Source organism: Candidatus Polarisedimenticolia bacterium (assembly GCA_036001465.1).
GTDB lineage: Bacteria > Acidobacteriota > Polarisedimenticolia > Gp22-AA2 > Gp22-AA2 > Gp22-AA3.
This window is the reverse complement of the sequence record DASYUH010000089.1, coordinates 25,250-33,955: the sequence shown is the minus strand read 5'-3', so window position 1 is coordinate 33,955 and position 8,706 is coordinate 25,250. Positions and strand designations below refer to the sequence as shown.

Sequence of the window (8,706 nt, the reverse complement as noted above, 5' to 3'; positions counted from 1 at the left end):
GAGCATCTTCCGAGGTTGTCATGGCTCCCGCCAGGAGACGACGGAGGCTGCCGACGCTGATCGATCGCGGGCTCGGCCTGCTCGAGGTGGTTCTGCCGGTCGGAGCGGCGGACACCATGGTCTCGACCCTGCCGGATGGACAGCGCGACTCGGGCGGGTTCTGGTTCCCGCAGGGCTACGATCGACCGGCCGACATCTTCACGCCGCAGCAGAGAAGGCTCCAGGCCAAACAGCGCCAGGTCCAGACGCGGCGGCTCAATTCCCGCGCGCGGCCCACCATCATGATCCCGGGGTCGGAGGGGACGGCGGCGGCCGATACGTCCCTTTCGCGGCCGCACGCGCCTCCCCAGGAGCACCCCGATGTGATGACCGGGGCCGCCTGCGGCACGGAGTTGCCCCTGGTTGACAGGTCGCTGCCCCTTCCCACCCTGTCGCTCGAAGCGGATCCGCTCCCCAGCCGGATCGACTCGCGCACCCCCCGGCCCGCCACCCTCCCCCATGGCCGACCGCCCCTTGCCGACGATTCCGGACTCCGCGCCCAGGCCCTGCGGGGCGTCGTTGACTCGCCCAAGGGTTCCGATTAACATCGGCGCCCATGCCGGCAGCACAGAAAATCACTCCCGGCCGACTCTACATCGGCGGACAGTGGGTTGACGCCGTCGCGGGCGGCACCTTCACGACGGTCAACCCGGCGACCGAGGAGCCGCTCACCACGATCGCCGAAGGGCGCGCCGAGGACATCGATCGCGCCGTCCAGGCGGCGCGCCTCGCCTTCGACGGGCCGTGGGCCAAGGTGTCGGCCGCGGACCGGGGGCGGTTTCTCTGGAAAATCGGCGACTTGATCGAGTCGCGCCTCGCGGAGATCTCCGAGGTCGAGAGCCTCGACTCGGGCAAGACGATCACCGAAGCGTCGCGCGTCGACGTGCCGATGGCCGCCGACTGCTTCCGCTACTTCGCCGGCTGGGCCACCAAGATCGAAGGGGAGACCGTCTCCGTCCGCGCCCCGACCTTCAACTACACGCTGCGCGAGCCTCTCGGCGTCGTCGGCCAGATCATTCCGTGGAATTTTCCCGTTCTCCTGGCCGCGTGGAAGGTGGCCCCGGCCCTGGCCGCCGGAAACACGATCGTCCTGAAGCCGGCCGAGCAGACCTCCCTGTCCGCCCTCCTCCTGGCGCGGATCGCCGAGGAGGCCGGGCTGCCGCCGGGCGTGCTGAACGTCGTGACCGGGTTCGGCCCGACGGCGGGCGCGGCCCTGGTCGATCACCCGGGGGTCGACAAGATCGCCTTCACCGGCTCGACCGCCGTCGGTCAGGAGATCATGCGGCGCGCCAGCGGCACGCTGAAGCGCCTGACCCTCGAGCTGGGGGGCAAGTCCCCCAACGTCGTCTTCGCCGACGCCGATCTCGAGGCCGCGGCGCGCGGCGCCCAGAACGGCATCTTCTTCAACAAGGGGGAGGTCTGCACCGCGGGCTCACGGCTGTTCGTCGAGGAGCCGGTGCACGACGCGCTCCTGGACAAGCTTACGGCCTCGGCCGCGCGGCTGCAGCAGGGGGACCCGCTCGACCCGAAGACGCGCCTAGGCCCCCAGGTGAGCGAGGCGCAGATGAAGCGGGTCCTGTCCTACGTCGACAAGGGCCGGATCGAAGGGGCCCGGCTGGTGACGGGCGGCGCGCGCGCTCCCGGGAAGGGGTATTTCGTGAAGCCCACGATCTTCGGGGACGTGCGCAACGACATGACGATAGCCCGCGAGGAGATCTTCGGGCCGGTCCTGTCGGTCCTGCGCTTCCGCGATCTCGAGGAGGTCGTGCGCGCGGCGAACGACACCCCCTACGGGCTCGCCGCCGGCGTCTGGACGAAGGACATCAAGAAGGCGCACCGGACGGCGCAGCTGCTGTGCGCCGGGACCGTCTGGATCAACACCTACGGTCTGTACGACAGCGCCATGCCGTTCGGCGGCTACAGGATGAGCGGCTTCGGGCGCGAGCTCGGGCATCACGGCCTCCTGGAGTACACCCAGACCAAGTCCGTCTGGGTCGACCTGTCCTGACGCCCGCCCGGGGAGCGACGTCGCCCATGGCCGAGACCCTGGTTTCCCGAAGGACCGAGGACGGCATCATGGTCCTCGAGCTCGACGCCCCCCCCGCCAATACTTACAGCTACGAGATGATGCGGCAGCTCGACGACGCCATCCTGGCCGCCCGCATGGACGACGCGGTCCATGTCCTCGTGCTGCGCGGCGCGGGTGAGACGTTCTTCTCCGCCGGCGCCGACATCCGGATGCTGAAGACCGTGACGCCGCGGTTCAAGTACTCCTTCTGCCTGCACGCCAACGAGACGCTGAACCGCCTGGAGCAGACCCCCAAGCTGGTCATCGCCGCCCTGAACGGCCACACCGTCGGCGGCGGATTCGAGATCGCCCTGGCGGCCGATCTGCGCGTCGCCCGCCGGAACGGCGGCAAGATCGGCCTGCCGGAGGTGACTCTTGGTGTCCTGCCCGGGACCGGCGGCACCCAGCGCCTGGCCCGCCTGGTCGGGCAGGCGCGGGCGCTCGAGCTGATGGCGACCGGCCGCACCATGTCGTTCGACGAGGCGGCCGCCCTGGGACTCGTCACCCACGTCTTCGAGCCGCAGAACTGGTGGGATGCGGTCCTGGCCTACGCGCGGCAGTTCTGCCCACCGGGCAAGGCGGCGAAGGCGGTCGGCCTCATCAAGCGGAGCGTCGTCTCGGGGGGCGCGATCCCCTTCCTCGAGGCCCTGGCCCTGGAGCGGGAGCTGCAGCAGCAGCTGTTCGAGTCGGACGACGCGCGGGAAGGGCTCGACGCCTACCTCGAGAAGCGCCCTCCCAGGTTCAGGGGCGTCTGAGCCATGAGGACGGGGACCGGCGCATGAAGGCGGTTCTGATTCGCGGGCACGGTGGGATCGAGGCGCTGGAAATCGCCACTCTGCCGAAGCCCAGGGCCGACGCGGGGCAGGTCGTGATCAAGGTCATGGCGGCCGGCATGAACCACCTCGACACCTGGGTGCGGCGCGGCCTGCCGGGGATGACCTTTCCCCTGCCGATGGTCCTCGGATCGGACGCGTCCGGAGTCGTCGAGGAGCTGGGCGAGGGGGTCGCCGGCCTGGAACCGGGCGAGCGGGTGTTCGTGTCCCCCGGCTACTCCTGCGGGCGCTGCCCCGACTGCTTCGCGGGACACGATCCGCTGTGCAAGGACTTCGGCATCATCGGCGAGCACCGGAACGGCACGCAGGCGGAGTATGCCGTCCTTCCCGCCGCCAACGTCATGCCCCTTCCGGAGGGCGTGTCGTTCGAGGAGGGGGCCGCGTTCGCTCTCGTGTACCTGACAGCCTGGCACATGCTGGTCGAACGGGCGCGGGTGCGCGTGGGCGAGGATGTCCTGGTGCACGCCGGGGGGAGCGGGGTCGGCACCGCCGCGATCCAGATTGCCCGCCTGCATGGAGCGCGGGTCTTCGCCACCACCTCGTCCGACGAGAAGGCGGCGCGACTGCGCGAGCTCGGCGTGGACGCGGCGATCAATTACCGCACCGGCGATTTTCTTCAGGAGGTCCGCCGGCTCACCGGGAAACGGGGCGTGGACGTCGTGGTGGACAGCGTCGGCCAGGACACCTGGGACAGGAGCCTGAAGGCGCTCGCCCGGGGGGGCCGCCTGGTCACCTGCGGCGCCACGTCCGGACACCAGGCGGCGACCGATCTGCGCTTCGTCTTCTCCAAGGGGCTGTCGATCCTCGGCTCGACCATGGGCAGCCGCGCCGAGCTCGCCCGGGTCGCCGCGCTGGTCGGCGACCGTCGCCTCAAGCCGGTGATCGACCGCGTCCTCCCCCTGGAGCGCGTCGCCGACGGGCACCGCGCCATGGCCGAACGCTCCCTGTTCGGCAAGATCATCCTCAAGCCATGACGGCGCGACGCGCTCGCACGTCGCCGCGCCCGGGGCCAGGCCGGAAGAGCGCCGCCGGCGCGACCCGCTTCCGCACCATCCGCCTGGAATCGCGCGAGGGGATCGCCGTCGTCACGCTCGATCGTCCCCAGGCGCGGAACGCCATCAGCCAGGACGTCGTGGACGAGCTGCGCGCCGCGCTCGGCCTCCTGGCGCGCGACCCGGGGACGAGGGCCCTGATCGTCACCGGCGCGGGAGCGGCCGTGTTCGCCTCGGGCGCCGATATCCGCGAGCTGCGGCAACGGGGCGCCGCCGACGCGCTGCGCGGCATCAACTCGAGCCTGTTCCTCGACATCGAACGGTTTCCCCTGCCGACCATCGCCGCCGTGAACGGCTACGCGCTCGGGGGCGGCTGCGAGCTGGCGATCGCCTGCGATCTGCGCATCGCCTCCGAGTCGGCCCGCTTCGGCCAACCGGAGGTCGGCCTGGGGATCATCCCCGCCGCCGGGGCGACGTACCGGCTCCCCCGCCTCATCGGCTCCGGGAGGGCGAAGGAGATGATCCTGACGGGCCGGATCATCGACGCCCCCGAGGCGCTGCGCATCGGCCTGGTGAACCGTGTCGTGCCCGGCGACCGCCTTCTGGAGGAGGCGCGCTCGACCGCCGCGCTTATCGCCCGCAAGGGGCCGCTGGCGGTGCGGGCCGCGAAGCTCGCCCTTCAGGCCGCGCTCCACGGGACGGACGCGGGCCACGCCGCCGAGCGCCTGGCGCAGGCGATCCTCTTCGAGTCGGCCGACAAGCGCGAGGGGATGACCGCCTTCCTCGAAGGGCGGCGGCCGCGATTCAAGGGGCGCTGAGGGGCGGCGGGCACCGGAAACGGGAGATCACATGATCACCGACGCCCACCTCCACGTCCAGCCCTGGCGGCAATTCAAGCCTGGCGCCCTCGAGCGGATGACGGCCGGGCGCCGCGATCTCGACCGGATCCATCGTCTGTTCGACGACCCGGCGGCGTTCCTGAGGTTCCTCGACGAGCAGGGGATCGACCGCGCCGTCCTGGTCAACTACGTCAGCCCCGACGTCATGGGCTTCACCGACGCGGTCAACGAGTTCGTCGGGGGCTTCTGTCGCGGGCACGAGGATCGCCTGGTGGCCGTCGGCGGCGTCCACCCGCGGCTCGATCCCGATCCGGCCGGATCGCTCGAGCGGATCGTCGAGACCCACGGCGTGCGCGTGCTCAAGCTGCACCCGCCGCACCAGCATTTCTTCCTGAACGCCTACCGCGACGGCGGCGAGCTCCCGCGGCTCGCCGCGCTCTACGAACGGGCCCAGGCCCTGGGCGTGCCGCTGATGGTCCATACGGGCACGTCGATCTTCCCCGAGGCGCGCAACAAGTACGGGGATCCGATGGCCCTCGACGACGTGGCGGTCGATTTCCCGGGCCTCAAGATCATCATGGCCCACGGCGGACGGCCGCTCTGGATGGAGACCTGCTTCTTCCTGATGCGCCGCCACGCGAATCTGCACATGGACATCTCCGGCATCCCGCCGCGCTTTCTCTTGCGCTACTTCCCGCGGATCGAAGAGATCGCCAACAAGACCCTGTTCGGAACCGACTGGCCGAGCCCGGGCGTCGAAAGCCCGCGCCGGAACCTGGACGCGTTTCGCGCCCTGAATCTCGCGCCGGAGGCCCAGCACGCGATCCTGGAAGGAACGGCGGAGACGATCTTCGCGCGGCGCTGACGGGGGATTTCAGGCTTCGGGAATGCCCGTCCCCTTGGGAGGGCGATCGAGGGAAGGCGCGCCGTCCGGATCGCCGCCCCAGACGACGCTCGGATCGTGGGGAAAGAGCTCGAGCAGGCGTCCTCGGTCGGGCTCCGCCAGCTTCAGGAACTCGATGCCCACGGCGTAGCCGATTCCAGTGTCGATGTTCGCCCGCACCGAGGCGACGCGGCCGGTGGCGGCGATCGGCTTCTCTTCCGTGTTCCGATAGATCAGAAGCGCCAGCTGCTCGCCGCCCCGGATGCGGCTGAGCGTGTCGAACCCCATGCCCCCCTCGCTCACCGCGTTCGAGTACCCCAGGAACTCACGGATGAACCGGCCCCTCGCCACCGGCAGGACCACCGGGTAGCGCGGGAACTTGCGGAGCCGCATCCCGAGCATCGCCGTGATCGTCTCCTGCAGCACCTCGGAGGAGATTGAGGCGTCCAGGACCTCGTTGCACCCGGCCTGCCTGAGGGCGGCCGCCTGAGCAGCATCGTGGGCGATGGCCAGTATGGGGATGTCGCGGGTCCTTTCGTCGGCCCGCAGCCAGTGGCACATCTCGGCTGCGGGCGCCTCGAACCCGTCATCGGACAGGACGATCAGGTCGGGACGATCGGTGGCGGCCACATCGAGGAGGACGGAGGCGGTACCGGCGGAAAGGGCTTTCAGGCTGGCCCTGGCGAGGAAGTGAGGCCTCCCGCCGTCGATCCGGGACTGGATCGGGTCACTCCACAGGACTTGCTTCACCACCGGGCTCCCTCGCCCCGACGCGGTCCACCCCGCCGCGCGCTCCTCCCGTCGAGAGAGTAGCACACTTGCTCCCCTGCCCCGAAAAGCCTCGAACTGATCACGGCGACCCTCCCGGTGTCGAGTTGCGGGCCGGGGCGGGCAGGCGGAAGGGGCGTCCTCGGCCACAGGTGGCGGGGCGCCGCGCCCCGCCACCCGTGACTAAGGAAGGGCCTTGCGCCGCCCGGGGTCAGGCCCTATTCTTGTGAATCGTGATCGGGAGACCCGCGTGATCCTTGCCGCGTTGCTCAGCAGCTACCCCCGCATCGGCGACCGCCAGGACGAGCAGGTCCTGCGCCGGGCGATCCAGCGAGCCGACCGCGGCGAGATCTCCCCGGCGGAGGTGGCGGCGGCCGAGGACGAGATGACGCGACTCGCGATCGCCGAACAGGCGGCGGCCGGAATGGACATTCTGACCGACGGTCAAGTCCGCTGGCACGACCCGGTGTCGCACGTGGCGCGCGGCCTGGCCGGATTCCGGATCGAGGGACTGCTGCGCTACTTCGATACCAACACCTACTACAGGCAGCCGGCGGCGTCCGGTCCAATCGGCCGGGAGAAGCCGTTTCTCGTGGACGCGTACCGCTTCGCCGTGGGCGCGGCGGCGCCGCGTCCGGTGAAGGCGATCGTCACCGGCCCTCTGACGATGGCGAGGCTGTCGCGCGACACCCTGAGACGCGGCCCGCGCGACCTGACGCTTCAGATCGCCTCGGCGCTCAACCGTGAGATCCTCGACCTCGAGAGGGCGGGGGCAGGCCTCATCCAGATCGACGAGCCGGCGATCGCCCGCTATCCGGCGGATGCACCCATCCTGCGTCTCGCGATGCGGCGCCTGGTGACGGGGCTCACGACGGCGCGCATTCTCCTGGCGACGTCGTTCGGGGATGCGACCCCGCTCGTCGACGACCTCGCGCTTTCCCCAACCGACCTGATCGGGCTCGACGTCCGCGCGGCGATTGGCGAAGGGGACGCGGGCGCCTTCGCGACCAGGCTGGCCGGCGCCATTCCAGGGGAAACCGGCGTGGCGCTGGGAGTCGTGGATGGGCGGAACACGCGCCTCGAGAGCGCGGACGCGACGTACGAACGGATCGCCCGTCCGATCCTGCAGGCGCTCGCCGCCGCGGGCGGGCCGAAACGCGCCATCCACTTGACGACGAGCCACGGCCTCGAGTTCCTGCCCCGCGACGTGGCGCGCGCGAAAATGTCCATCCTGGCGGCGGTGCGGGACCGCGCCCGGCAGGAGTTTCCATGAACGACGGCGCCGTGACCGCGAATCCCGCCCTGGGCGAAGAGCTCCTCCTCCCCCTCAGCACGATCGGCTCGTTCCCCAAGCCGGAACGCCTGACGAAGGCGCGGGCCGGGTTCTCCAGGGGGGAGGTCCCCGAGGACGAGCTCAGGCGCATCGAGCGTGAGGAGACCGTGGCCTGTATCCGCATGCAGGAGGGGCTGGGGCTCGACCTCCTGGTGGACGGCGAGATGTACCGCGGCGACATGACCGCGTATTTCGCCGAGAACCTCGAGGGATTCCGCATCTCGGGGCTGGTGCGCTCGTACGGCAATCGCTACTACCGCAAGCCGGTCGTCACCGGACCGATCCGCTGGTCGCGGCCGGTGACGGTCGAATGGTTCCGCTTCGCGCAGGCCCAGACCGGCAAGCCGGTCAAGGCGATCCTCACCGGGCCCTACACGATGATGGACTGGTCATTCGACGATCACTACGGCTCGCGCGAGGCGCTGGCGATGGCCCTGGCCGAGGTGATTCACCAGGAGGCCGCGGCCCTGGTCGAGGCCGGCGCGCGCTACGTGCAGATCGACGAGCCGGCGGTCTCGGTCCGTCCGGACGAGATCGAACTGGCCATCCGAGCCATGGCGACGGTGACCGGCGGCCTCAAGGCCAGGACGATCACCCACATCTGCTACGGCGACTTCCCCGCCATCTATCCGCGACTGCTCGACCTGCCGGTCGACCAGTTCACCCTGGAGCTGTCGAACTCGGATCTCGGGCTCCTGTCGCTGTTCAAGACCTCCCCGTTCACCAAGGAGCTGGGGGCCGGGGTCCTGGACGTTCACACCCACGCGATCGAACCGGTTGACGTGGTGAAGGAGCGGATCACCGCGGCGCTCGCGGTCGTCCCGGCGTCGCGCCTCTACGTCAACCCCGATTGCGGTCTCAAGACGCGCTCCCCCGAGCAGGCGGAGGCGAAGCTCAGGAACATGGTCGAGGCAACGCGCGAGGTCCGGCGCACCCTGTGAGACTCCGCGG

At 70.4% G+C, this 8,706-nt stretch carries 9 protein-coding genes; 8 read left to right on the top strand and 1 reads right to left on the bottom strand.

Annotated elements, in window-relative coordinates; all coding sequences use genetic code 11:
• From VGV60_16395 to VGV60_16370, 6 genes are all read left to right on the top strand, one after another.
• Nucleotides 1-584, top strand: a 584-nt coding sequence (locus VGV60_16395; GenBank protein ID HEV8702853.1) for a hypothetical protein, incomplete at its 5' end; no start/stop codon positions are given.
• A gap of 11 nt (nt 585-595) precedes the next feature.
• On the top strand, nt 596-2,047 hold the full coding sequence (locus VGV60_16390) for an aldehyde dehydrogenase family protein (GenBank protein HEV8702852.1): 1,452 nt from the start codon (nt 596-598) through the stop codon (nt 2,045-2,047).
• A gap of 26 nt (nt 2,048-2,073) precedes the next feature.
• Nucleotides 2,074-2,862: an enoyl-CoA hydratase/isomerase family protein gene (locus VGV60_16385; protein HEV8702851.1), complete on the top strand. Its 789-nt coding sequence runs from the start codon at nt 2,074-2,076 to the stop codon at nt 2,860-2,862.
• 23 nt (nt 2,863-2,885) lie between these two features.
• Nucleotides 2,886-3,914: a zinc-binding dehydrogenase gene (locus tag VGV60_16380; protein HEV8702850.1), complete on the top strand. Its 1,029-nt coding sequence runs from the start codon at nt 2,886-2,888 to the stop codon at nt 3,912-3,914.
• Nucleotides 3,911-4,750, top strand: coding sequence for an enoyl-CoA hydratase-related protein (locus tag VGV60_16375; protein ID HEV8702849.1), 840 nt, complete (start codon nt 3,911-3,913; stop codon nt 4,748-4,750). Before VGV60_16380 ends, VGV60_16375 begins: the two co-directional genes overlap by 4 nt.
• A gap of 31 nt (nt 4,751-4,781) precedes the next feature.
• Nucleotides 4,782-5,636: an amidohydrolase family protein gene (locus VGV60_16370; protein ID HEV8702848.1), complete on the top strand. Its 855-nt coding sequence runs from the start codon at nt 4,782-4,784 to the stop codon at nt 5,634-5,636.
• Between the two features lie 9 nt (nt 5,637-5,645).
• On the opposite strand, the gene VGV60_16365 is transcribed toward VGV60_16370, so the two are convergent.
• Nucleotides 5,646-6,404: a PilZ domain-containing protein gene (locus VGV60_16365; protein ID HEV8702847.1), complete on the bottom strand. Its 759-nt coding sequence runs from the start codon at nt 6,402-6,404 to the stop codon at nt 5,646-5,648.
• Nucleotides 6,405-6,672: 268 nt separating this feature from the next.
• Between VGV60_16365 and VGV60_16360 the strand changes: the two genes are divergently transcribed.
• Both VGV60_16360 and VGV60_16355 read left to right on the top strand, forming a co-directional pair.
• Nucleotides 6,673-7,695, top strand: coding sequence for a hypothetical protein (locus VGV60_16360; GenBank protein ID HEV8702846.1), 1,023 nt, complete (start codon nt 6,673-6,675; stop codon nt 7,693-7,695).
• Entirely contained in the window at nt 7,692-8,696 is a 1,005-nt protein-coding gene (locus VGV60_16355) for a methionine synthase (protein ID HEV8702845.1), read from the top strand. The genes VGV60_16360 and VGV60_16355 overlap by 4 nt, the downstream gene beginning before the upstream one ends.
• The last annotated feature ends 10 nt before the right edge of the window (nt 8,697-8,706 follow it).